This is a genomic window from Collinsella sp. LCP21S3_A3, assembly GCF_052118905.1.
In the GTDB taxonomy this organism is placed as follows: Bacteria; Actinomycetota; Coriobacteriia; order Coriobacteriales; family Coriobacteriaceae; genus Collinsella.
Window position 1 is genome coordinate 24,710 of record NZ_JBQKGH010000013.1, and the last position, 24,761, is coordinate 49,470.

Here is a 24,761-nt window from a genome sequence, read left to right on the forward strand (position 1 = left end):
AAAGTTTACCATCAACTATTGAAACAGCAAGGTGTATCTTGTAATTGAAATCCCCGTATACTAGAGCGGCACACAACAAGACAGGTTTTAATGCCAACCAGGAGTCATCCATGTCCTATAGCAGCAAGAGCGCACTCTCCCTTATTAGCACGCACAAGGGATACAGCGAGTCCGAGCAACGCATTGTCGACTATATCCTAGAGCACCAGTCCGAGGCACCGCTCCTAACAGCCGCGCAACTCTCGCGCGCCGCCGCAACCTCCGAGGCCACCGTCTCGCGCTTCTGCCGCAAGCTGGGCTTTGGAAGCTTTCGCAGCTTTCAGTTTTCGCTGGCGCGCGACCTGGAGAGCCAGCGCAACGAGGGCCTGACAGACGAGGTCTCGCTCGATAATATGGAGCAGAGCCTCAAAAACATCCTCGCCGCAAAGGTCAGTGAACTCAATGCGACCATCGATGGCATTGATCACGATACACTGGCAGCCGTCGTGCACGCGTTTAAGAACGCAGGGGCTATCGAGTTTGCAGCCGTAGGTAATACCAACGCCGTTGCGCTTGACGCGACGTTTAAGTTTTCGCAACTGGGCCTTCGCTGTATGTCAAGCACCATCAGCGAGACATCAATCGGCTTTGCGCTCACGTTGCGCCCCGGCGACGTTATCGTGCTGATCTCGAACTCTGGCAAGTCGCGTCGACTGAATCGCATGGCAAAAGCGGCTCGAGGCTGTGGTGCCACCGTAGTCGTCATCAGCAGCGACAGCAAGTCTCCGCTTGCTCGCCTAGCCGACTACACCTTTAATACCGTGAACCACGAGGCGCTGCTCACCACGGGCGACTTTGCGTTCTCCAAGATCAGCGCCACGATGATCATCGAGGTTATCTACAACTTCCTGCTGCCCGAAATCGAGGACGCCCGAGAGCACATTAGCTACTACGAGGAGCTTATCCAGCCGGATAAGGTCGTGGAATAGAAATTTTGGCGAGCCGACAAACGCCACTCGCCACGAAACCGGCCCATCTACTACGTTTTATCAGTATGGCCCAACCACATACCGAAAATAGAAATACCGCAGGCGTTCTACCTGCGGTTTTCTATTTGCAATTCAAGGCGTGGTTGCCGATAGCCTATTAAACGTAGTAGATGGGCCGGTTTCGTGGCGGCCGGGTCGAACATACATGTAACGGCTCGGCCTAAGCACGCGCTTCCTCGAGCAGCTGCTTAGCGTGCGCCAAGCTTGCCTCCGATTGATCGCCGCTCAGCATACGGGCGATCTCTGCGGTACGGGCGTCCCCGGTCACCTCATCCAGATGGGTTTGGGGAACGTCGCCGGGCTCTTTGCTCACCACGTAATGTTTGTCGGCCATGACGGCGACCTGCGCCAGGTGCGTTACGACAATCACCTGATGCGTTGCGGCAAGATCTGCCAGAACGCTCGCAAGGGCGCGTGCAGTAGAGCCGCCAACACCGGCATCGACCTCGTCGAACACCAACGTATCCACGCCGTCCGCGTTACCCAAAACAACCTTGCTCGCCAACATGACACGGCTCAGCTCGCCACCGGAAGCAATGCGGCGCAGGGGGCGCGGCGTCAATCCGGCACCGCTACGATACAAAAGCTCGTAGCTCGAAGGACCCGCCGGCGTCCACTCGGCGCGCGGAAGATCGCGCGAGTCCCAAACGAGCTCGGCGCCGCCCATCTCCAGGCGCGCCATCTGACGGCCAACCGCGTGGCAAAAGTGCGGGGCTGCCGTATTGCGTGCACGCTTAAGTGCCTTGGCGGCGGCGAACAGTTCGCGCTCTGCCGCGCCAAGCGCTTCGCGCGCCTTCTTAATCCGCTCATCACCATCGTCTACCAGCGACAACAGCTCTCGCGAGCTATCGCGCATGGCAAACACGTCGTCCATGGTGGGACCCCACTGACGCAAAAGTCCCTTAAGATCGGAATACCGCTCGCGCATACGAGCCAACTCGCGCGGATCGAAGGCAACCCCATCGCGATAGGCGCGCAGCTCGTTGGCACAATCCTCGAGCGAGATGCAGGCATCCGAAAGCGCATCGGCGATAACACCCAGCTTGCGATCGACAGTAGCCATGCGCGAAAGCTCCGCGACGGCACTGTTCACGGCATCGAGTGCTCCCCCTTCGGCAGCAAGCGACGCATGGGCATCGTTGGCCGTTGCCACCAGCACCTCGGCATGCTCGGAGCGTGGCAGCAGTTCCTCGAGCTCCTCATACTCACCCGGCTTGGGGTCGACCTCGGCGATGCGCTCCAGAGCGAAGCGCGCTTCCTCGACACGACTCCCCTGCGCACGCGAGGCCTCTTCGACGCGACGGACCTCTTTGGCAGCCGCGCGAGATGCCTTAAGGCAAGCACGATAGCGATCGAGCGCCTCGAGCGCCGGGCGCCCCGCCCATGCATCGACCATGGCAACATGATGCGCAGGGTCGAGCAGGCGCTGGTGCTCGTGCTGGCCGCAAAGATCCATCATCACGCCGACGCGCTCCGAAAGCTCACGCACGCTGGCGATGCGGCCGTCAATTTTTACGCGGCTACGGCCCTCGGCAGAAAGGCTGCGCTGCACGGTGAAGCCCTCCGTGTCGTGCGGGCCGTCAAACAGGCGCGCCTCGACGTTGGCAAGCGTCTCGCCCTCGCGCACCGTCGACGAATCCGCGCGCTCGCCCAGAATGAGCTTAAGTGCCGAGAGCAACGCAGTCTTACCGGCGCCGGTCTCGCCGGTCAGAACCGTTAAGCCCGCGCTCGGAACCAACGTCGCCTCGCGAATGAGGGCAATGTTGGAAACCTGCAGCTCATCGATCATGACGCACTCCGTAGAACACGCGGCTCACCGAGTTATAGAAGCTCTCGGGGCCGTAATCCAGCAGCAGAACATCGCCGGGACCGCGACGCACGGCCACGCTCTCGACCGTGCCATCGCAGGTAATAAACTGTCCATCGATGGCGATCGCAGGCACGCTCGGGCGGTCATCGGACATAAAGATCTCGACGACATCGCTTGGCGAGGTCAAAAAGGCGCGAGCCTGAATGGTATGTGGGGCGATGGGCACGCAAACCATGCCCGTGTAATCGGGACTGACGATGGGGCCGCCTGCGGAAAGCGCGTAGCCGGTGGAACCGGTCGCTGTCGAAACGACGACGCCGTCACCGCGCAGGCGGTCGATATGATGGCCAGACACCGTGATGTCGAACTCAACCATATCGGACAGGGGCCCGCGCGTAAGCGCCATATCGTTAAGGGCAAACGTGCGCACGACATCCTTCGTGCCATCTTCGCGCACCGAAACGATATCCGCGGCGAGGGTGGCGCGGCGACTCACATGGAGCTCACCGGAAAGGGCATCGCTCACGACCCGCAAAATATCGCGATCCTCGGGGCTCGCAGCCGTCAAAAAACCCAAATGACCATAGGAAAGGCCCAGAATGGGGATCTCGCGGTAGTTGAGAATGCGGGCGGCACGCAGCAGCGTGCCGTCGCCGCCGAGCGTAATGACCAGGTCGGCATCGTCAACATCGGGCGCACGCTGGATCTTGGAACGCTGATCGGCAGCCCATGCGACCTCGTAGCCTTGGCGCGAAAGCCAAAGCTCGAGCATCAGGCCGCTCTCGACAGCCTCTTGCTTGTAGTAATTGGGAACCAGAAAGACCTTCATAGCGTTGCAGCTTTCTCGCTCAAAGCCGTTACCTGTGATTGCAGCTCATCGTCGGCACGCTCGCCAGAGGCAAACCTCGTGCCGTACAGGAAAAACTCGACGTTGCCCTTGGCGCCATGGATGGGCGACACGCACACGTCGAGCGGAAACAGGCCCTTGGCGGCAAAGAGCTCAATCGCCGCCACAAGCGTATCGCGGCGGACGGAGGGGTCGGTCACGATACCGCCCTCGCCCACCAGCGCAGCCGGCGCCTCAAACTGCGGCTTTACGAGCGTGCAGAACGAACCCAAAGGCTTCAGGCACGCCAACACGGCGTCGATGATATGCGCGATACTCGTAAACGACACATCGCAGACAGCCAAGTCGATAGCGCCGCCGTAGCCAAGCTCGGGCAGTTGTGTCACGTTGGTGCGCTCATGGAGCCTCACGCGCTCGTCTTGGCGCAGCGACCAATCAAACTGAGCGCGACCCACATCGACCGAAACGACCGTTGCGGCGCCACGCTTGAGCAGGCAATCGGTAAAGCCGCCCGTGGAGCAGCCCACATCGAGGCAAGCAAGGCCCATGGGATCGATCCCAAACGCATCGAGCGCGCCCTCGAGCTTGAGCCCGCCGCGCCCCACGTAGGGAATACGGCCCTTCACGTGCAGGGGCAGACCGGGCGTCACCTTAAGGCCCGGCGAGGTCAAACGCTCGCCGCCACTCGAGACCAAGCCGGCCATAAGAGTGCGAAGGGCATCCGCGCGGTCGGCGCAGATGCCCTGTGAAATCAGTTCGTCATCGAGACGCACGCGTTTCATGAATGCCATCAACCATTCGTATCCGGAGACGCGGCCTGGCTATCCTGGGATTCGTTTGCCGCATCCTCATCGTATTCCTGCTCGAGCTTATCGGCCTCACGAGGCGTCAACTCAAACTTGTCGACCATATCGACCGCACGGGAGCCAAGTTCGATCGCCTCGTCAAACAAATCGAGCGAACGCTCCAAGGACGTATCCTTGGAGCGAACGGTAGCGATGATCTGGTCCAAGCGGTTCGAGATCTCGTCGAAGTTGCGGACGGAACCCTCTGGCATGGCTACTCCTCGACGGTACCGTTCTCGACCTCGGCGACCTCGGCACCCTCGTCGAGAACGCCGGCCGCAGCCTGAGCGGCTGCAACCTTGGCGGCAGCCTCGGCGGCCTGGGCCTCCTCGCGGGCGCGGTCCTCGGCCAGCAGCTCCTGATACAGGTCCTCGCCCGGCAGCTCCTCGCTACGCGCGATCTTGCCCAGCACGCCATTGACAAACGACGCGGACTGGTCGGTGCCATAGGCCTTGGCAAGCTCTACAGCCTCGTTGATCACGATGGCGTCCGAGACCTCCTCGTCGGTGAGGAAGCGCATCTCATAGACGGCGATACGCAGCAGATTGCGATCGGCGCCGGGCATGCGCATAAGATCCCAGTTCTTGGCGATGGAGCGCAGGGCGCAGTCGATACGGTCGATATACTCGTAGGCACCGCGGCACAGCTCCAGAGCGTAGGGGTCGAGGGGACCCTTCGAGATCAGGAAATCGCCCTCGAGGACGCGCTCGAGCGGGCTGTCCGTCGCCTCGGCCTGGAACAGCAGCTGCAGCGCCTGACTGCGGGCAAGCGTACGCCCGCGATAAACCTTAAGGCTCAAAGGTTACTCCTTGGGGAAAACGAGGCCGTCGATGCAAACGTCAACGCGCTCGACCTCGACACCTACCTGGGCATCGATAGCTGCGACCACGGCGGAGCGAACGGCCTCGGCGAGTTTCTTGAACGGATAGCCAAAGAACACCACGACGCGCACGGCGAGTGCGAGCTTGTCGCCGATGACCTCGGCCTCTACCGGCGGCTCGGAAGCCGGGGCCTTGGACGAAAGCATCATGGAGACAAGGTTGGTGGCAAGGTCCTTGACGCCCACGGAGGCGATGCCCTCGACATCCGTGACGGCGCGCGAGACGATGGCGGTCAGAACATCGGGCGAAATACCGATGCCGTCAATCTTGATTTCCTGGGGCATGAGTCCTCCTAGAAGAGTTGGTTGCTAGACGCGGGAGACGAACTTGCCGTCGCGGGTGTCAACCTTGATGACCTCGCCCTCGTTGAGGTACATCGGGACCTGGATGACAGCACCGGTGTCGATGGTGGCCGGCTTGGTGGAACCCTGAACGGTGTCGCCCTTAAAGCCCGGGTCGGTCTGGACGATGGTGGTCTCGATGAACATCGGCGGGGTCACGCCCATGAGCTCGTCGTCGGCGAAGAGCAACTGGCAGGTGTCGTTCTCGCGCAGCCACTTGGAGTTCTCGCCCACCATGTCCTCGGGAACGGGAACCTGCTCGTAGGACTCGTTGTCCATGAAGATGTAGTCGGCGCCGTCGTTGTAGAGGTACTGGAACTCACGGGTGGTGAGCATGACGCTCTCGAACTTGGTACCGGCGTTGCAGGTGTTCTCGACGACACGACCGCTCTTGATATCGCGGGTCTTGTAGCGCACAAAAGCACCGCCCTTGCCCGGCTTGACGTGCTGGAACTCGACGATGGTGTAGACCTTGTCCTTAATGCGGAGACCGAGGCCGTTCTTGAAGTCGGCGGTAGAAATGGTAGGCATAGCGACCTTTCTTGTTATGGGTAGAACGCACAAGCGTCCAAATTACATACGAGCGAAATTATACACTTGCAGGCGGCGCCTGCGGCGAGCGCATAAAAAGAGAACGCGGGGCGCCCGAATCATTTCGGACGCCCCGCTTCCAAAATCAAACTGAATGGCTTAGCAGTCGATGACGTGCAAGTCGTGCGGGGTCTTGGTGAAGGGCTCATAGCCGTTCTCGGTGACAACACCGTAATCCTCCAAGCGCACGCCGCCCACGCCGGGCAGGTAGACGCCGGGCTCCATGGTGACAACCGAGCCGACCTCGATGATGTTCTTGCTGCGGTTGAAGTTGGGCAGCTCGTGGATGTCGATACCGACACCATGGCCCAGGCCATGGTTGTAGTAATCGCCATAACCGGCATCACCGATGATCTTCTTGGAAAGCTTGAAGATATCGTTACCCTCGACGCCCGGATGGATAGCGGCGACGCACTCCTCGTGGGTGCGGCGCACGAGCTCGTACAGGTCGAGCTGTTCCTGCGTGGACTCGCCCATCACGACGGTACGCGTCATATCGGAGCGATAGTCGCAGTAGCCCGCGCCATAATCCATGAGGACGAAATCGCCCTTCTCGATGACACGGTCGCTCGGGACGGCATGCGGGTTGGCGGTGTTGGGACCGCTCGCGACGATGGAGCCAAAGGCCAAGCTGTCGGCACCGTTGGCGAACATAAAGTTCTCGAGCTCGTTGCGGACCTGCTTCTCGGTCATACCGGGCTTAATAAAGCCGAGCATGTGCTGGAAGGCGGCATCGGTGATCGACTGCGCGTGTCGCATGAGCTCGATCTCCTCGGCATCCTTGATGGCGCGCATCTTACGAATGTCGTCATGCATCAGCGGCAGCATGCAGGCGACGGAGCGATCCTCAAGACCACGCTGAATACCCTGGTAAAAGTTAATCTGCATGTCATCCTCGACGGCGCAGACGCGACACTTGTTGGCCGCGATCTTGTCGGCAACCCAACCGGGGATGGTGCCCTCGTCCATGTCGTAGACCCAGGGGCTGCCGGCGGGCGTGTTCTCCTCAAAGCTGTTGAGATAGCGCGAGTCGGTATGGAACAGGCATTGATCGGCCGTAATAAATGCGGCGTGCGGAAACTCGAAGGTGTAATCGAAGACGCCCTTCACACCCGTGAGCCAACGGAGGTTGGCCTCATCGCGCACGACGATAGCATCGTAGCCGCGCTCGACCATCAGGGCACGGACACGCTCGATACGACCGGCAGGACCGGCAGCAAACTCAGACATTCAGATTCCTTTCTTATTGTCCTCAAAAAGAGCAGGACGGGCTTCAAACGAATAGCCGAACCACAAGCGATTCGCAACCGATTGAAAACCCGTCCCTCAAAATGATACGAAAGACGATGGATGTCAATAAAGTTAAAAAAGTTCCTTGCGAGAAGCCAGATACGCCTGCGCATGGCGTTCGAGAATCTCGTCCTCGACATTTGTCAGGCGAATGGCGCCGAGCGCCGCGGGCAGCGGCAGCATGCTGCGGTTTGAGCGGGCAAACTGCTGCTTGCGGAACTCCTCGATAAACGCGGTGGGCTCCAAGTCGAAGGCAAGCTCTTCGATGCCAAAGTCCTCCAGGCAATCGTCGAGATCAAACACATTGTCGATATCGAAGTCGCAGGCATCATGTGCTAAGCGCGCCTCAAAGCGCATGCCCTCGGAAAGGAGCTGGTATGCGGGAACGTTATCCGCGGCCTCGCCCAGGCAGGCGCGAAGGGTGCGCTCCCCTGTCTTACCAAAATCGAGTGCATGGCGAGCACTGGGGTTCGTGGCCATGAGCACGTCTTTGCGCGCGGTCTGGGACCACTGCACAGCATTGACGAGCGCGACCTCCTCGCCGGAAAGAATCTCGGGAACAGTCTCGGTAAACTGATTCCAGCGGGACTTGCTGCTCGAAAGCATGGTGCCAACAAGCACCACATAGCCGAGCTTGAGATCCTCGGAGTCCGCCTCGCGAACAAGGTCGAGGTCACACACGACCAAGCCCGATTCGGGACGGAACGCGATAGCGGGAAGCGCATTCGACGACGAGGCGACGAGCGGCTTCATGGTCGTCGCGACCGTGAGCATGGCGTCGAACGTTGTCGGCAGCAAGGCGCACTCGGTGCGACCGCACCACTGATTAGCACACCAGCTAACAACCGAGCAGGTTGCGGCATCACCAACGGCGACGACCAGATCGTCACAGGTAATTCCGTTGGCAGATAGGGCACCAAAGATGGTATCGGCATCGGCCAGCGTGGCACCAGCAGGCGAAACCTCGAGTGGGAGCTGCGACACGACAAAACCGGCATCAACCAGCGCATGCTCGACGACCTCGCCAAAACGCTCTGACGTGGCGCCGTTCCAAACCACCAACGCGCGCTTAGGCTTGCCCACAGCCGAGGCAAACATGCGCGACAGCTCCTCGAACGCGCCCAATCCGACGCGGACATCGACACTGCGGTTTTGGAAATTGATCAGTTGACGGCGAATCATAGCAGCCCACGCTCCAAAAGCATCTCGGCACAAAGGTAGGAAACGTCCTCGAAGGACTTGTTGCGAATATCAAGAGTAATATCGGCGGCCTGGCGATATAGCGGACGGCGATGCTCAAACAGGCGCGCGGCATGCTCGGGCGAACGGAAATCGGGACGCGTGTCGGACCGACGAATCTGGCGAATCGAATCCTCAAAGTCACCTTCGAGATACACACAGATACCCATCTGGTGCATAAGCTCAATATTCACCGGAGTCTCGACGATACCTCCGCCGCAGGAAACCAGCAGGCTGCGCTCGCTTTGGAGCGAACGGAGCGCCGAGGTCTCGAGCTCGCGAAAACGCTCCTCGCCCTCGGTCTCAAAAATCTCGGTCACCGATTTACCGCAACGACGCACGACAAGGCGGTCGGTATCGATAAAGCGACGTTTGAACATAGTGCCCACGTTGCGCGCAAGCGTCGATTTGCCCGCGCCCAAAAAGCCGATAAAGAAGATATGGTCGCAGCCGTGTTTGGTGTGCTGGGACATAGCGAGACCTATTCCTCGCAGGGAAGGTCGCGCAGGGCCCGGCGCTCAAAGATACGGAAGATCTGCGTATACCACAGGTCCTGAGTGGCCTGCGGCTTTACCAGGATGGTATCGACGCCGGCGAAATTGCCGCTCCACACGTCCGTGTAGAGCTGATCACCGATCAGCACCGCCTCGTCGGCCGTGGCGCCGAGGCGCTTAAGACCCGCCTTGAGGGCAAACGGAGCCGGCTTCATGGCGTGGCTAATGGCCTCGAGTCCCAGCTCGCGTGCCGAGCTCATGACCTGGTCGCGATGCCAGTTGTTAGACACCATGCACAGCTTAAAGCCTTTGGCGCGGGCGGCGTCGAGCCAAGCGGAAACCGCGGCGGGAACCTGCTCGGTGTCGCGCGGCACCAGGGTGTTATCGCGATCGAGCAGAATGGCGCGTTTGCCGTCGGCCCACAGGGTATCAAGGTCGATGCGGTCGACGGATGCAACATATCGTTTGGGGCTGAAAATCCTCATGTTTAATTCCAAGACTGTTGGTGCTCTTCGTAGGTTTGCGAGAAGTACTCCTCGTCCTGCGTTATGTAGAAATACAGGTCATCGGAGTCGGTCGGCTCAAGCGTGGCCTTGAGTGCCTCGAGCGACGGGGAGCAGATGGGCGTGGGTGGCAGACCCTCGTGCTTATAGGTGTTGTACGGACTATCGCTCTGCAGGTCGTCGGCGGAAACCTCGCCACCGGTGACATACATCATGGTCGCATCGCTGTTGAGATAACGCAGACCGTCGAGCTTGCCGGCAAGGCGGTTGTAGAAGACCGAGGCGACATGTGCGCGCTGCTCGGCGTTGAGACCCTCGCGCTCAACGATGGAAGCGAGATTGATGATGTCGTAATCGGACATCTCCACGCCGTAACGCTCTTTGATCTTGGCCTCGCACCCGGCAAAATCGAGAGACTTGTACTCGGTGTTGAACTGATCGAGCATGGCGCGGATAACGTCATCGGCGCTCGGGTCCTTGCCCAGCGAATAGGTCTTGGGGAACAGAAAACCCTCGAGCGAATCGTTGGCGGCGCCCTTAAGGAAGCTATAGTCGTCCACGTAGTTGGAGGCCTTGGCCTGGTTGAGGAAGTCCTCCTTAGAGATGCTGTCGTAGGCCTGGGCCACACGGTCGGCGACTTGATCGACCGTTAGACCCTCGGGAATAGTAAGCGCATTGGAGCCCGCATTGGGGCCTTCCATGAGCTGCTGAACAACCTTGGTCGCATCCATGAATGTGGTGAACGAATAGGTACCAGGCTTGAGGGACATATCGGCATTGAGCTTTTTGACCGCCGCATAGTAATCCTTGGGATTTTCGACGATATGGTTCTCGGAGAGGATCGAGGCGATGGTGTCGCCCGAAGCACCGTCGGGAATGGTCACCGTAACCTGCTGACCAGCCGTAACCTTCGTATCCTCACCGGCAAAGAAGCCCTTGACGGCCGGCACGACAAAGAAAGCGATCACAGCAAGCGCGAGCACCGCCACCACAACGCCGATGATCATGGGAACCGGAGAACTCTTCTTTTGAGCACCGCGTCGAGCACGCGTGTCGTAGCTCGAGCGGGTCGCCGGAGCAACGCCATGCAAACCGCGAGCATGATGCGAATGAGATTGGGTAGCCTGCGTTCGCCGGACAGGTGCCTGCTGCTTAAAGCGGGTACCGCCTGCAGGCTGGGCCGTACGAGCAGTGGGCTGCTGAGCCGCGCGAGAAGCCGGATGCTGAACCGAACGAGCAGAAGGCTGCTGACCCGTCCTTTGAGCAGGTTGGGCCGAACGAGCGAAGGACTGCACCGGGCGCGCGCCAGGCTGAGCTGCGCGCTGCGTCGGCTGTGCCGGACGCTGGCCAGGCTGGGCAGGGCGCGACTCGGGCTGACGTGTACGATTCGGCTGGCGCGGATCGGAAGCGCTAGGCATGCGAAACCTCCTCGTTTTTACGATCGAGCCACGTCTGCAAAAACAGGCTGGCGGCAATCATGTCAATCTTGCCCCTCATCTGCTTTTCGTTGAGGCCCTGCTCGCGCAAGATACGCTTTGCCTCTTGCGAGGACAGACGCTCATCCTCAAACTCGAGCGGAAGATCAAGCTCGTCGGCGATCTTTTGTGCCACGGCGGCAACGCGCTCGGCTTGAGGGCCGGGCTCGCCGGCCATGGTCAAGGGACGTCCGCTTACCAGGATGTCGGGCTCATAGTCCTCGACCAGGTAACGGAACGTCTTGGCCATACCGGTGACCTCGGCGGCCGGGAGTACCTTGACAGGCATCGCCATCTTGCCATCACGGCTCGAGACGGCAATGCCAATCCTGGTCTCCCCTATGTCCAGTGCGAGCGCGACCACAGCGACTACTTCGGTTCTTAGGCGCCCAGCGCGGTCTTAGCGGCCGCGAGGGCATCGGCGATACCGGCGGCGTTCTTGCCACCGGCCTGGGCCATGTTGGGACGGCCGCCACCGCGACCGTCGACCAGGCCCGCGATCTGCTTGATCACGTTGCCGGCGTGGAAACCGGCCTTGACGGCGTCATCGGAGCCGGCGGCGAGCAGCGCCGGGGTGCCCTTCTCGGTCACGCTGGCGACGACGCAGGCGACAGGGCCGGCGACCTTCTGGTGCACGGTATCCCAAACGTTGCGCAGGTCGGCGGCCTCGAGACCCTGGAGCTCAGCGACGACGAGCTTGTAGCCATCAAGCTCGACGGCGCCCTCGATGGCGCTGGAGATAGCGTCGGAGGAGCCACCGGTCAGGGCCTTCTTGAGCTTATTGGACGTCTCGCGCAGCTCGGCCTGCAGGTTCTCCACACGAGCGGGAACCTCGTCGACGCGGCACTTGAGCGCAGCGGCAGCGGCGTCAACGAGTGCCAGGCGGTCGGCCATGTAGTCGAGGGCACCCTTAGAGGTCACGGCCTCGATACGGCGGACGTTGGAGCCCGTGGAGGACTCGGAAATGATCTTGAACAGACCGATCTCGGCGGTGTTGGCGGCATGGGTGCCACCGCAAAGCTCACGGGAGAACGGCTGGTCCTCGGCGCCCACGGAGACAACGCGGACAACGTCGCCGTACTTCTCGCCAAAGAGGGCGACAGCGCCGGCGGCCTTGGCCTCATCGATGCCCATGACGCGGGTAACGACCGGCTTGGAAGCGAAGATCTGCTGGTTGACCAGGTCCTCGACAGCCTTGAGCTGCTCGGAAGACAGGGCCTCAAAGTGCGTGAAGTCAAAGCGCAGGTGCTCGGGCGTCACCAGCGAGCCGGCCTGGGAGACATGCTCGCCCAGGACCTGCTTAAGGGCGGCGTCGAGCAGGTGCGTGGCGGTGTGGTTGCGGCGCAGGAAGCCACGGCGCTCGGCGTCGAGCGCGGCGGTCACGGTAGCGCCGACGGTCAGCGTGCCCTCGGCAACGTGGGCGACGTGGGCATACAGGCCGTTGTGGTTCTTGGTATCGGAAACCGTCAGCGTAACGCCCTCGGCGGATAGCTTACCGGCGTCGCCCTGCTGGCCACCCATCTCGGCATAGAACGGAGTGCGGTCGAGCACGACCTCGACGTCCTCGCCGGCGGCAGCGGACTCGACGGACTCGCCGTTGCGCACGATGGCAACAACCTTGGCACCCTCGATCACATCGTTGTCATAGCCGTCGAACTCGGTCGCGGCAACTTTGTCGGAAAGCTCAACCCACACGTCGTTGAAGCTGCCCCAGGCGTCGCCCTTGGCATTGGCGCGGGCGCGGGCCTTCTGGTCCTCCATGCAGGCGGTAAAGCCGTCCATGTCGACGTCGTGGCCAGCGGTGCCGGCGATCTCGACGGTCAGGTCGATGGGGAAACCAAAGGTGTCATGCAGCTTAAAGGCAACATCGCCCGGAAGGACAGCGCCGTCGGCGAGCGCGGCCAGGGCCTCGTCCAGGTAAACGCGGCCGTTGTCGAGCGTCGTGGAGAAGCGCTCCTCCTCGGAGGCGACGATACCCTTGACGAGCGCGACGTTCTTGAGCAGCTCGGGATAGGCCTCGCCCATCTGAGCGTTGACCTCGTCGATGAACTTGGTTAGGAAGGCGCCCTCGATACCCAGCAGGCGACCGTGGAACACGGCGCGGCGGAGCAGGCGGCGAAGGACGTACTCGCGGCCCTCGTTACCGGGCAGGATGCCGTCCGAGATCATGAAGTCGACGGCACGGGAGTGATCGGCGATGATACGCAGCGAGCGGCTGGCACCGGAGTAATCGTCGGCGTCATAGGTCTTGCCGCTGATCTCCTCGCCAAGCTTGATGAGGTGCTGCATCAGATCGCCGTCGTAGTTGGCGGTCTTGTGCTGCATGATAGCGGCCATGCGCTCCAGGCCCATGCCCGTATCGAGGTTGCGGTGCGGCAGCTCCGGCATGGAGCCGTCCTCCTGGCGGTCGTACTGGGTAAAGACGAGGTTCCAGAACTCCAGGAAGCGGTCGCAGTCGCAGCCGGGCTTGCAGTCGGGGCTGCCGCAGCCGACCTCCTCGCCCATGTCAAAGTAGATCTCGGAGCACGGACCGCAGGGGCCGGTGGGGCCGGCGGCCCAGAAGTTGTCGTCCTCGCCCAGACGCGAGATGTGATCCTCGGCAACGCCCAGAGAGCGCCACACGTCGTGAGTCTCGTCGTCCTCGGTAAAGACGGTGAAGTACAGGCGGTCGAGCGGCAGCTTGAACTCCTTGGTGATGAGCTCAAAGGCCCAAGCGCAGGCCTGCTGCTTGGAGACGCCGCCAAAGGAGAAGTCGCCGAGCATCTCAAAGAAGGACAGGTGACGGCCATCCTCGCCGATGCAGTCGATGTCGTTGGTGCGGACGCACTTCTGGCAGGAGATAGCGCCGATCTCCTTCATGGTCTTCTTGCCCTGGTAATACTCCTTAAACTGGTTCATGCCGGCGTTGGCAAGCAGCAGCGAAGGATCGTCGGGGACGAGGGACGAAGAAGGATAGAGCTTAAGACCGCGCTCCTCAAAGAAGTTGAGGAACTTGGAGCGAATCTCAGCCGTAGTCATTGACGGGTAGTCAGCACTCATAGAGGGAATCTCCTCGGTTTCACATCGAAACAGTTCAAACGTAACGATATTACCATCCCACCGCGCCTGTGCAAAAAAGAGGGTCGCCAAACAGCGACCCTCCAGCGAATTTGCACGTTATTGCCTATGAACTTGAACTTGAAATGACTTACTGCTCATCATCGTCCATGGAGCCGTCGATGCCGGTATTGGTATCGTCGTCCGAGTTGGAATCGTCGTCTTTGGCGAAGGGATTCTTGAAAAAGCCCGTAGCATCGGGCTGAAGGCCCGAGAGCTTGATCCAGGGGTTATCGAGCTCGGGTTTGGGCATGGCCTGCGCCTCGGGCGCAGTCTCGTTACCGATGAGCTCGGACTCATAGATGAATGTATCGTCTCCAAGCGCATCGTAGGCGGCGACCGGGTTACCCTCAGTATCGCGATACGGCGTGCCCTTAAACACGGCGCCGTCGTATGCCACGAGCTGATGGCCGGTCTCGTTCTCAAAGTAGTAGACGAAAATGCCCTTGAGGGCCGCGCACAGCGGAATGGCGATAACCATGCCGATGGCGCCCATAAGCGCCGAACCGATAACGAGTGCCGTCAGGCTCATGATGGGATGCACCTGGACCGAGCTTTGCATGACTTTAGGCGAAATGACGTTGTCAGTGACATTTTGCGCCACCATGGTCACGACCAAAGTCCACAAAGCCAGCATCGGGCTGAACATAAAACCGAGCACCGTGGCGATCGCCGCGCTCACCCAGGGGCCGACAACCGGGACCAAGTGCATAATGCCCGTAAAGATGGCCATGAGTGCCGCGTAGGGATGGCCAATGAGCGTAAAGCCGATAAAGGCCAGGATGCCACCGCAGATGGACGTCACGACCATGCCGCGCATATAACCGCCAACCGAGCGCGAAAGAATCGCAACCATAAAGCGGTACGAGGTCTCCTTTTCCTGCCCGATGATGGTGCAGACCTCGTGGTGCATACGGGGATAGTCGCAGGCCAGCCAATAGGCAAGCACCAGACCCAGGAAGATGACGAACAGCTGCGAGGCCGTATTGGTAATGAACGGGAATACACCGCGACCAAGCTCGGCGGCAATCTGAGATACATACTTGGACGCCACGGTAACCAGCGAAGAAAGATTATCGTCCAGATACTCTTTGAGCGGCGTGTTGTTGAGCGTCTTGGCATGCGAGACCATCTCGTTGAGATCACCGCCCGCAACACGAAGCTGCTCAGGCAGGCGACTCAGGACTTCCATAATCTGACCAAAGAGAATCGGCGACAAGATGCAAACGACACCGACGAGCACAGCAACGACCACGATCAGCGCGATAAGCGAACCAATGCCACGGTTGACGCCGTGATGCTCGAGCCAGTTAGTAATCGGCGACATCACAAAAGCGATGATGGAACCGACAGCTAGAAACTCGATAACCGGCGCCAAGATACCCATAAGGTTAAAGATGACGGCGGCGATGACAATGCAGCCGACGACGGCCCAAATGCGAAGCGTCAGAATACGGGTATCGCGCAGCGCGCGATCGGTTTGTTGGGGGTGTTCACTCATGAACGAACCATCACTCCGTCGGGGTCGATCTTGTCCTGAACCTTCTTAAGGGTACGGCGCAGCAGGCGCGAGACCTGCACCTGCGAGATGCCCAGCTTCTTGGCGATCTCGATCTGGGTCATGCCCTTTACGAAACGCAGCTCGATAACCTCGCGCTCGCGCGGCGAGAAATCGCGGATGGCCTCCTCAATCACCAGGCGGTCATCGGTGAAGTCGAGCTCGTTGTCGTCGTCGGCGTAGCGGTCGAGAATTGAAGGCGCGTCGTCAGAATCGGACGCACCGGGGGCCTCGATGGGCACCGAGGTATAGGCCGAGGACGATTCCATGGCCTCCAGCACCTCGTCAACGGTCACGTCTAGGTACTCAGCGATTTCCTCCACCTTAGGCGAGCGCTGCAGCTCGTTAGTGAGCTTGTCGGTGGCCTGGTTAACCTTGGCAGAGAGCTCCTGTAGGCGACGCGGAACGCGCACACTCCAACCCTTGTCGCGGAAGTGACGCTTGATCTCACCCAAGATGGTGGGCGTGGCAAACGTGGTGAACTCAAGTCCGCGCTCGGGGTCAAAGCGGTCGATAGCCTTGAGCAAACCCAGATAGCCGACCTGCATGAGGTCGTCGAGCGGCTCGCCGCGATTCTTAAATTTGTTGGCAAGAAACCTTACCAGGTTCATATGGGACATGACGAGCTGCTCGCGGGCGTCCGGATCACCGGTCTCTTTGTAGCGACGAAACAGCTCGCGGGTTTTCTCCTTGTCCCAAGCGGTCTTACCGCTCCGGGAACGTTCGGTCATATTAGATATCCGCCTTGAGATCGAGGGAAAGCGTCAGAGGCGCCGCAGTCTTTTCGTAGGAATCGCACACGCTTGCCAGAATGAGCTCGGCATATACGGCGGCCTGGTCATCCTCATCGACAGTCGCCTGGTCGCCAAAGGTGAAGGTCATGCCCACGTGAGACTCATCGACATCGAATTTGATCGAGATAACGTCAGAATCAACGGCCGTGCAGCCAAAGATGAAGGCCTCCTCGGCAGCCATACGAATGTCCTCGATGCGATCGACGGACATGGAACACAGCGCGCCGACATTAGCCGCCGTCATGCGCACCAAGCGTGCCAGACGCGGATCCCCGGCAACAGTCAGCGTGATAGAGCAAGTTGCTTCACTACTCATCGCAGGACTCCTCAGAGGTCTCGGCGGGCGTGTAGGTGTAATACCGGGCTACTTTAGCAGCAGGCTTCTGTGCATCATCGTCACCAGCAGCGGCATCGTCCCCGGTTTCGCCAATCAGGACACGCTCGGTCGGCTGCTCGGCTTCGGCGGCAGCGGAAAGATTGCGCTCGGCCTCGACCGCGGGAGCCTTCACCTTGTTAAAGAGTTTCTGAACGGCACCGGCCGCAGAGTCGGTCACACTCGACACGGCATTGCTGGCCTCGGCCATGCTGCCCGTAACCTCGGAAATGTCGCGAACCACGGCTTCGACCTCTACGAGATTGGAGGTAAGGGCGTCGACGGCGGTCTTGCTCGACTTGAGGAGCGGCTCAACCTGCGCCAGCGCGGGGGTGAGCTCATCGACGGCGCCATCGAGCTTTGCTACCACGGGCTGAGCCTCGGCGATGGTGTTGTTAAGGTCGCTCACCGTCTTGTCGAGCGAATCAACGACAGTGCGGGTCTTTCGCAGCGTGAGCGCGAGCTCGATGACAGCCCACACGCCGGCAACGGCGAGCAGCAGCAGGGCGATTTGGATGGGACTCATACAAGCCTCCCGAAGGAATCGAAATACAGACGCTGTTCATGGTACCCCAAAGGGGACCGAACATGCCAAAAGCAGCAACGTGAGACAAAATTACCAGCAGCTACTTCGGTGCATTCCCGCTACGGTCGCGCTCGCTTTGCTCTACACGCCACTCTTCCCAGCCGCGGCCGGCAGGCTGCCAAAACGCACCGCGCTCCAGCCCCTCGGGCAAATAGCGTTGATCGACCCAGCCTTCGGGATAATCATGCGGATACTTATACACACCGTATTCGTCGCTGCCCGGGCGATGACGATCGCGTAGATAGCTCGGCACCTCGCGCAGCCCACTTGAATGAATATCGGCCAACGCCGCATCAATCGAGGCCTCACACGCGTTGGATTTTGGCGCCAAGCACACATAGAGTGCAGCCTGAGCCAGATTAATGCGACACTCGGGATAACCGATGACCTCGGCAGACTTAAACGCGGCATGGGCCACCAATAGCGCCTGCGGGTCGGCGTTGCCAACATCCTCAGAAGCCTGAATCATAATACGGCGAGCGATAAACTTAGGGTCCTCCCCCGCATCGATCATGCGCGCGAGCCAATAGATCGTGGCATCGGGGTCGCTGCCGCGCATAGACTTAATAAACGCGCTGATGATGTCGTAGTGCATGTCGCCGTTTTTGTCATACGAAAAACCACGGCGCGGATTGGCAATCTTTACGTCATCCACGGTAATGGGATAACGCTCCCCCGCCGCCGGCGCTGGCGTTCCCTCGGTATCGGGACGCGTGACGGCAATCTCGCTCGCAAGCTCGAGCGTCGTGAGTGCCGAGCGAGCGTCACCCGCAGCCAGCGTGCAGATGGTCTTAACCGTATCCTCATCGGCCGAGAACTTGCCGTTCAAACCCTGCGGCGCCTCGAGCGCACGCTCGATAAGCGTGGCGATATCCTCGTCCTTTAAATGTTCAAGTTCCACCACGCGACCGCGCGAGAGCAACGCCGAGTTGACCTCGAAGTACGGATTCTCCGTCGTGGCGCCAATCATAACGACGGTACGGTTCTCAACCGCATGCAGCAGGGCATCCTGCTGCGACTTGGAGAAGCGGTGAATCTCGTCGATGAAAAGAATGGTGCGACGGTCGTACGTATTCAGGCGCGTCTTGGCCTCGTCAATCACGCGGCGCAGGTCCTTCACAGTGCCCGTCACGGCGCTGACCTCGACAAACTCGCTCTTGGTATGGTTGGCGATAATGTGGGCCAGCGTCGTCTTGCCCGTACCGGCCGGCCCATACAGAATCACACTCGACAGCACGTCATGCTCAATCGCGGCACGCAACCACGAGCCCTTACCGACGGCCTTTTGCTGGCCCACGTACTCGTCGAGCGAATTGGGCCGCATGCGCACCGCAAGCGGCGCATTCTGAAAGGAACGCTCACGCGTCGAAGCAGAAAAAAGGTCGTCCATAGCCATCCCGTGCATCAATCAAAAACGTTTTCCATGAACAGTATACCGAATATATACGAACTACCGTTCGTTAATATAGGTACGGTGCGGAAACATCAATCCCGGGAACAGCTTGCTCGTGAGCTCGCAGAAATAACCGTCCGTCATGCTCGCAATGTAATCCACGACCGTCTGGTCCTTATCGTCCTGCCATGCATAGGTGCGATCGTAGTAGGAAAGCTGCTGCTCAATGCGAGAAATGTGGTGCTTAAAGATATACGAGGACTCGTCGCCTTCGTTTATATCCCGCAGGCAACGGTCATAGAGCTTCTCGAAGGCCTCGCGCAGCTCCGCTTCGGAGTCGCCTTCTATGCCGCCCTTGCTATAGATCTTCTCGTAGTTCTCGCGCTTGGCCCGGCGGATTTCCTCAAACAGGTCCTCGCTCATCTCGATGCGCGGCTTGCCATAGCTGTGCTCGACGATATCGATAGAGGCATGCGTAAGGATCCAGCTGTTGTATGCACCGCCCAGGTCATCGTCAAAGTCGTCGGGTGACAGCAGGCCCGCCGCAATGGCGTCTTGGCGATCGCGCCCAACGTAGGCAAGGATATCCGAGATGCGAACCACGCAGCCCTCGAGCGTCATGGGGCGCAGGTGCTCAATTGCGCTATAACCCGTGGCAATGCATTCCTCGACGGTTCGGTCGAACTGGTCAAAGGAACCCATGTCCGAAAGCTCAAAAACACGCTGTTCGTACTCGCCGTTGTGGCACAGTACGCCATCGAGCGTCTGGAGCGACACGTTGCGGCCGTACAGCGCGTCGAGCACGCGGACCGACTGCACATTATGGAAAAAATAACGCCCCGTGCGCTCATGATAGATGTCGTTGAGGAAACGCTCACCGGCATGGCCAAAGGGCGTGTGGCCCAAGTCGTGGCCTAAGCCAATCGCCTCGATCAGATCGCAGTTGAGGCCCAGAGCACGCCCGATATCGCGAGCGATGCGCGAGACAAGCTGCACGTGCAGGCCGCGGCGCGACAGATCGTCGTTGCTGCGAAAACTGAAGACCTGCGTTTTGCCTGCATAACGTGTGTATGCTGGCAGATGCAGAATCTTTTCGATATCGCGCATAAAGGCCGGACGCATAAGCGTGCCCTCGTCTGCGGCCCGATCGACACGGCGGATGGCCTGGTCGTCACCGCATCGATAGGGATTAACGACACCCGCGGCGCGGTCGGCGGCAATGCGCTCGACCAGCTCGGGCGACAACGCCGCGGGAATGCGATCCAGGCGCGCCTTGATGGCGGCTGTCTGTTGATTGATTGCCATGGCATGCTCCTTAAAAAGGGCGCGCAAACGGTTACAGCGTACTACCCACGAACTCGATTATGGCAAATATTGGCACCAAAAACGGCAGCAAAGGCAGCGAGCGCGATTTTACGATGAGACAGGCAGCGGCAAGGGTCAGGAGCGCAACCGCAAACGCGACGACGCCGCCCAGGGGATCGAAGGTGCAAAGGGCAAAGAGCGCCTTGGCATCCCCCATGCCAACGCCAGGGGCATGGCGAAGGCGACGCCAGAGTGACTCAGTAAGCACAAGGGCAAGGTAGACGATGACCGCAAGACCGGCGTGGTCAAGCGCCATGTTAACACCCTTGTCGAGCCAGACGCCTGCAAACGCCGCCACCGCACACGCGCCGGCAAGCTCATTGGGAAACCGCCGCTCGCGGACATCAATCGCCGCGCCGGCAAAGATGCAAATCCAAAACGGGATATAGAACATCGAAACCCCTCAACTGAGCGCTCAAACGTAAAAACCACCGCAAAGGTTCTATCCCCTTTGTGGTGGTTTTGATGGTGGTTATTTGGCGCCCTGCATGACCTCGTCGAGGGTAACGCTTACGGCGTGCTGCGTCGGCACCCAGTCGACCTTCAAGAACAGCGCTGCCACCGTAATGGGGATATAGCTGAACATAAAGATCGGGAAGGTAAACAGGTTGGTTACCAGACGCCACTTTTGCGCGCAGTGAATATGCTTGTATTCAAAGATAGTCGTGAGCAGCGCCAGGATAAAGAAAGTCTGATACATCATAGCGAAGGTCATAATGAGAGAAGCGGCACACGCCTGCATCTCGACTTCGGTAGCCAAGAAACCGTGCGAAAGGCCGCCCACGATGAGGAACGTCGCATTAGCGAGCATCGAGATCAGAGAGAGCAGCATGCCCGGTGCGATCGTCATAAACATGTCGTAGGCGGCAAAGCGATGATAGCGGAAGGTCGATTTGACCAGGTGCTTACCGTACGTAAAGAACACCTGGTAGAAGCCCTTGGTCCAACGCATACGCTGTTTCCAGGATGCCTTAAACGTCACGGGCTGTTCGTCAAAGAACTCCGCCGGCGCATAGCCAATGCGAATGCCGTGAATGGCACAGAACGTGGTGAACTGAATATCCTCGGTCAGCGTGTGGAACTGCCAGCCGTGCATACCCTCGATAACGCTGGCGGAGATGAGGTAGCCCGAACCCGAAACGGCGCAAGACGTCTTACAGATGTTGCGCGCGTTGTTGAGAAAGCGCGCCTCGCGCAGGTACCACGTGGCATTAGCTGCCGAGATCCACGAGCTGCCAAAGTTCTTGGAATTGCGATAGCTCGTAACAACATGGAAGCCCTGGTCAAAAGCATCGTTCATCTTGGACACGTAATCGCGGGCGATAACGTTATCGGCATCGAAGATAAAGTAGCCTTCAAACGTATCGGGATACTCGTTAAGGATGCGGTCGAAGCCATAGTCCATGACCCAGCTCTTGCCTTTACGGGCCAAGTCATTGCGCTCATAGACGACGGCGCCCGCCTCGCGCGCGAGCTGCGCCGTGTTGTCGGTGCAGGCATCGGCGACCACGAAGACCTCGATAAGCTCGGACGGATAATCTTGGTCCTTAATGGAGCGCACGAGGTTGGCGATCACGGCCTCCTCGTTATGCGCCGCGATAAAAAAGGCATAACGATGGAGCTTCTTGGCCTTGGGAGGTGCGACCTCACCACGAAGAGCGCCGATGACAAAGAAGACCACCTGGTACAGAAAGCAGACCGTAAGCAGCGTGACGACAATCTGGTTGAAGATCACGATGGGTGTGTTGGTTTGTAAAAAGGCGAGCATGCAGGCTCCCAGGAACGCGTGACGTAAACAACCGTATATCTTACCGCAGGCTTACGGAGTTCAAGAAACCACCTAATACTGGCTAGGCCTCGAGCAGACCGAGCTGAGGGACGATTTCGTTGCCAGCGGCAGTGCGGCCGAGCGAACGCGGGGCCAAATCATCCAGAACCGCCGCAAGATCCCATGGCAGCTCGTCACGGCACTCGATGTGCTCCCCCGTCACGGGATGATCGAACGCCACACGCCAGGAATGCAGGAACTGCCTGGTCAGACCCTGATCGGCACGAGCATCGCACTTACCATAGAGTGGATCGCCCACGCAGGCATGGTTGATATGGCGCATGTGAACGCGAATCTGATGCGTGCGGCCGGTAAACAGGTGACACTCGACAAGCGTGTAGCCGTCGTCGAAGCGCGTGGAATCAAAGCGCTCAAGGACCTTAAAGGTCGTGATGGCCTGGCGCGCAAAGGGGTCATCGGAAACCGCCATCTTCACGCGGTCGCGCGTGGAGCGAGCGATACCAGTATTGATAGTGCCCTCGTCCATGGCGATGTGCCCGTGAACGAGCGTAATGTAGCGACGGTCGAGGGTACGCGTGCGGATGAGATTTTGGAGCGCACGCTGGGTGTCGTCGTCTTTAGCCGCGAGCATAAGGCCCGAGGTATCGCGATCCAGACGATGCACGATGCCGGGGCGGTCCTCGCCCTGCACGGTACCCAGATGGTCGATACCGCAGTGATAGACCAGGGCATTCGCAAGCGTACCGCTCTCATGACCATGCGCAGGATGGCACACCAGGCCGCGCTGCTTGGAGAGCACCATGAGATAGTCGTCCTCATAGCGAATGTCGAGCGGGATGGCCTCGGGGATCACGTCGGTCGGGTCATGCGGCTCGGGCAGGTCGACCGAGATGCGGTCACCGGAGCGTACGGCATACTTTTTAGATAGGCAGGTCTCGCCGTTGACGGCAACGGCGCCTCCCTCGATCAGATGCGCGCAGGCAGAGCGCGTGGGACAGCCATCGTTGGCGCCCAGATAGGCGTCGAGACGTTGACCGGCGCAATCGTCGGCAACGAGAATATGGATGTCGGCCATTAGCGCTCATTCCTTTCGCGAATCTTGCGGGCATGCTCCCCACGCTGCTTAGCTTTACGTTTGGCGCGGGCCTCGTCACGGGCGTTGAGCTCGGCGGTCGCATCGACCTCGCGAGCGGCGGGACTCAAGAACATGTATCCGATGAGCGCCAGCACGACACCGGCGGTAATGCCGATATCGGCCACGTTAAAGACGGGGAAATCAATGAAGGTAGTGGCAATAAAATCAGTCACAAAGCCCATGGCCAGGCGATCGATCGCGTTGCCGATGGCGCCGCCCGCAACCATGGCCATACCCACGACCTCTAGGCGAGCGAGCTGAGGAGCACGGAGCAAGTACACGGCAATGGCGGCAATGGCCCCAAGCGCCAGCACGGCAAACGCTATGCCATGGCCCTCGCCCATGCTAAAGGCAGCTCCGATATTGCGGACAAACACAAAATCGATCACGCCGGGGATAACAGTCATATGCAGGGTATCGCCCACGGCACGAACCGCAAGCTTGGTCAGCTGGTCAACAAGCAACACAAAGAGCGCCACCCCACCAGCAACACGCAACCGCCAACGCAAAGGCGGCGTCATATCCGCACCACGACCCAAAGAAATCCCCTACCCTCAAAATAATCGAATTCCATTTAACGCAAATAACCATCTTATATTGCCATACGCAGAACGCACGACATATCCACCAATGCGACAAAGGGGCTGTCCCCTTGTCCCTTCACCGGGTAGTCTTTTTGGGACGGGGCTTTTTTAGCTACCCAGTCCAGCGCTTTCGAAGATTAAGTCCTTATTTGAGGTAGGGCAGCTAAAAAAGCCCCGTCCCAAAAAGACTACTGACAGACACTATGACCCAATCCGAGGGCACTAAAAAGATAGGAGCCCCCGCTCGTGACCGCGGGTCGGGGCTGCGACAATGATGTTGAAGTGCCATAGGCGCAGCCGCGCCGCAACGAGGTTGGGAGGCTCCCATGCCAAAGTATTCTACCGCGTTCGGGATGGACGTCCACCTGAGGTCGACCACCGTCTGCGCCCTCGACGCGGACACCGGCGAGGCCGTGACGAGGAGGTTCCCCGGCAACCCCTGGGGCGAGATCGCCGGGTGGATGGATGGGTTCCCCGGGCCGTCGCTCGCGGCCTACGAGAGCGGCTACCTCGGCTTCGCCCCGCAAAGGGAGCTCGCCGGGCTCGGCGTCGAGTGCGTCGTCGCCGCGGTCTCGAAGATCCCCAGGTCGGCCGCCGACTCGGCCTCCAAGAACGACAGGAACGACGCCGCCATGTTAATGCCAATATAAAAAGGGCCAGTTACACCAACGTAAAAATCCAATAGCACCAAGATAGATGTGCCAACAGCGCCAACGCATTTTGCCCAACCGCGCCAACGAAGGT

General features: G+C 59.7%; 26 protein-coding genes. 2 read left to right on the top strand and 24 right to left on the bottom strand.

From position 1 onward, the window contains the following. Nucleotides 1-110: 110 nt before the first annotated feature. Entirely contained in the window at nt 111-968 is an 858-nt protein-coding gene (locus tag ACTQ0H_RS07235) for a MurR/RpiR family transcriptional regulator (RefSeq protein WP_427717331.1), read from the top strand. A 220-nt stretch (nt 969-1,188) separates the two neighbouring features. Here the strand turns inward: ACTQ0H_RS07235 and ACTQ0H_RS07240 are convergent, their stop codons facing one another. From ACTQ0H_RS07240 to lspA, 24 genes are all read right to left on the bottom strand, one after another. Further along, nucleotides 1,189-2,817 (bottom strand): DNA repair protein RecN, encoded by a 1,629-nt coding sequence (locus tag ACTQ0H_RS07240; protein WP_441538565.1) that lies wholly within the window; start codon nt 2,815-2,817, stop codon nt 1,189-1,191. Continuing rightward, nucleotides 2,807-3,667: an NAD(+)/NADH kinase gene (locus tag ACTQ0H_RS07245; protein WP_441538564.1), complete on the bottom strand. Its 861-nt coding sequence runs from the start codon at nt 3,665-3,667 to the stop codon at nt 2,807-2,809. The genes ACTQ0H_RS07240 and ACTQ0H_RS07245 overlap by 11 nt, the downstream gene beginning before the upstream one ends. Beyond that, entirely contained in the window at nt 3,664-4,467 is an 804-nt protein-coding gene (locus tag ACTQ0H_RS07250) for a TlyA family RNA methyltransferase (RefSeq protein ID WP_441538578.1), read from the bottom strand. The genes ACTQ0H_RS07245 and ACTQ0H_RS07250 overlap by 4 nt, the downstream gene beginning before the upstream one ends. A gap of 8 nt (nt 4,468-4,475) precedes the next feature. Then, nucleotides 4,476-4,742, bottom strand: a complete 267-nt coding sequence (locus ACTQ0H_RS07255; protein ID WP_390397661.1) for an exodeoxyribonuclease VII small subunit — start codon at nt 4,740-4,742, stop codon at nt 4,476-4,478. 2 nt (nt 4,743-4,744) lie between these two features. Then, nucleotides 4,745-5,329 carry a transcription antitermination factor NusB gene (nusB, locus tag ACTQ0H_RS07260; protein ID WP_441538562.1) on the bottom strand — a complete coding sequence of 195 codons (585 nt, stop codon included), beginning with the start codon at nt 5,327-5,329 and terminating at the stop codon, nt 4,745-4,747. A gap of 3 nt (nt 5,330-5,332) precedes the next feature. After that, entirely contained in the window at nt 5,333-5,695 is a 363-nt protein-coding gene (locus ACTQ0H_RS07265) for an Asp23/Gls24 family envelope stress response protein (protein ID WP_441538560.1), read from the bottom strand. A 24-nt stretch (nt 5,696-5,719) separates the two neighbouring features. Continuing rightward, complete coding sequence (gene efp / locus ACTQ0H_RS07270) at nt 5,720-6,283, bottom strand: elongation factor P (RefSeq protein WP_154515524.1); 564 nt, start codon at nt 6,281-6,283, stop codon at nt 5,720-5,722. 159 nt (nt 6,284-6,442) lie between these two features. Then, nucleotides 6,443-7,573 carry a M24 family metallopeptidase gene (locus ACTQ0H_RS07275; protein WP_441538558.1) on the bottom strand — a complete coding sequence of 377 codons (1,131 nt, stop codon included), beginning with the start codon at nt 7,571-7,573 and terminating at the stop codon, nt 6,443-6,445. Between the two features lie 132 nt (nt 7,574-7,705). Beyond that, entirely contained in the window at nt 7,706-8,815 is a 1,110-nt protein-coding gene (locus ACTQ0H_RS07280) for a hypothetical protein (RefSeq protein WP_441538556.1), read from the bottom strand. Continuing rightward, on the bottom strand, nt 8,812-9,345 hold the full coding sequence (locus ACTQ0H_RS07285) for a shikimate kinase (protein WP_154515515.1): 534 nt from the start codon (nt 9,343-9,345) through the stop codon (nt 8,812-8,814). Before ACTQ0H_RS07285 ends, ACTQ0H_RS07280 begins: the two co-directional genes overlap by 4 nt. Nucleotides 9,346-9,353: 8 nt before the next feature. After that, a complete protein-coding gene (locus tag ACTQ0H_RS07290) occupies nt 9,354-9,851 on the bottom strand; it encodes a YqeG family HAD IIIA-type phosphatase (protein ID WP_117646451.1) in 498 nt (165 codons plus the stop codon). A 2-nt stretch (nt 9,852-9,853) separates the two neighbouring features. Further along, nucleotides 9,854-11,287, bottom strand: a complete 1,434-nt coding sequence (mltG, locus tag ACTQ0H_RS07295) for an endolytic transglycosylase MltG (RefSeq protein WP_427793774.1) — start codon at nt 11,285-11,287, stop codon at nt 9,854-9,856. Next, entirely contained in the window at nt 11,280-11,708 is a 429-nt protein-coding gene (gene ruvX / locus ACTQ0H_RS07300; protein ID WP_035138185.1) for a Holliday junction resolvase RuvX, read from the bottom strand. Before ruvX ends, mltG begins: the two co-directional genes overlap by 8 nt. Nucleotides 11,709-11,725: 17 nt before the next feature. Continuing rightward, on the bottom strand, nt 11,726-14,383 hold the full coding sequence (alaS, locus tag ACTQ0H_RS07305) for an alanine--tRNA ligase (RefSeq protein WP_441538554.1): 2,658 nt from the start codon (nt 14,381-14,383) through the stop codon (nt 11,726-11,728). Nucleotides 14,384-14,531: 148 nt separating this feature from the next. Continuing rightward, nucleotides 14,532-15,941, bottom strand: coding sequence for an AI-2E family transporter (locus ACTQ0H_RS07310; protein WP_441538552.1), 1,410 nt, complete (start codon nt 15,939-15,941; stop codon nt 14,532-14,534). Continuing rightward, nucleotides 15,938-16,729, bottom strand: coding sequence for an RNA polymerase sigma factor SigF (locus ACTQ0H_RS07315; RefSeq protein ID WP_427717298.1), 792 nt, complete (start codon nt 16,727-16,729; stop codon nt 15,938-15,940). Before ACTQ0H_RS07315 ends, ACTQ0H_RS07310 begins: the two co-directional genes overlap by 4 nt. Before the next feature lies 1 nt (nt 16,730). Beyond that, nucleotides 16,731-17,108: an ATP-binding protein gene (locus tag ACTQ0H_RS07320; RefSeq protein WP_154515503.1), complete on the bottom strand. Its 378-nt coding sequence runs from the start codon at nt 17,106-17,108 to the stop codon at nt 16,731-16,733. Then, nucleotides 17,101-17,691 carry a hypothetical protein gene (locus tag ACTQ0H_RS07325; RefSeq protein WP_441538550.1) on the bottom strand — a complete coding sequence of 197 codons (591 nt, stop codon included), beginning with the start codon at nt 17,689-17,691 and terminating at the stop codon, nt 17,101-17,103. The genes ACTQ0H_RS07320 and ACTQ0H_RS07325 overlap by 8 nt, the downstream gene beginning before the upstream one ends. Nucleotides 17,692-17,791: 100 nt before the next feature. Further along, entirely contained in the window at nt 17,792-19,141 is a 1,350-nt protein-coding gene (locus ACTQ0H_RS07330) for a replication-associated recombination protein A (RefSeq protein WP_441538548.1), read from the bottom strand. A gap of 60 nt (nt 19,142-19,201) precedes the next feature. Then, a complete protein-coding gene (locus tag ACTQ0H_RS07335; protein WP_441538547.1) occupies nt 19,202-20,449 on the bottom strand; it encodes a deoxyguanosinetriphosphate triphosphohydrolase family protein in 1,248 nt (415 codons plus the stop codon). 31 nt (nt 20,450-20,480) lie between these two features. Continuing rightward, entirely contained in the window at nt 20,481-20,903 is a 423-nt protein-coding gene (locus ACTQ0H_RS07340; protein WP_427728148.1) for a prepilin peptidase, read from the bottom strand. A 78-nt stretch (nt 20,904-20,981) separates the two neighbouring features. Next, complete coding sequence (locus tag ACTQ0H_RS07345; protein WP_154515488.1) at nt 20,982-22,277, bottom strand: glycosyltransferase family 2 protein; 1,296 nt, start codon at nt 22,275-22,277, stop codon at nt 20,982-20,984. Nucleotides 22,278-22,359: 82 nt separating this feature from the next. After that, entirely contained in the window at nt 22,360-23,373 is a 1,014-nt protein-coding gene (locus tag ACTQ0H_RS07350) for an RluA family pseudouridine synthase (protein ID WP_441016312.1), read from the bottom strand. Next, nucleotides 23,373-23,900: a signal peptidase II gene (gene lspA, locus ACTQ0H_RS07355; RefSeq protein ID WP_441548017.1), complete on the bottom strand. Its 528-nt coding sequence runs from the start codon at nt 23,898-23,900 to the stop codon at nt 23,373-23,375. The genes ACTQ0H_RS07350 and lspA overlap by 1 nt, the downstream gene beginning before the upstream one ends. A gap of 443 nt (nt 23,901-24,343) precedes the next feature. On the opposite strand from lspA, the gene ACTQ0H_RS07360 reads away from it, so the two are divergent. Next, the gene (locus ACTQ0H_RS07360; RefSeq protein WP_441538542.1) at nt 24,344-24,667 is read left to right on the top strand and encodes a hypothetical protein; all 324 of its coding nucleotides are present in this window, start codon (nt 24,344-24,346) and stop codon (nt 24,665-24,667) included. Nucleotides 24,668-24,761: the final 94 nt, after the last annotated feature.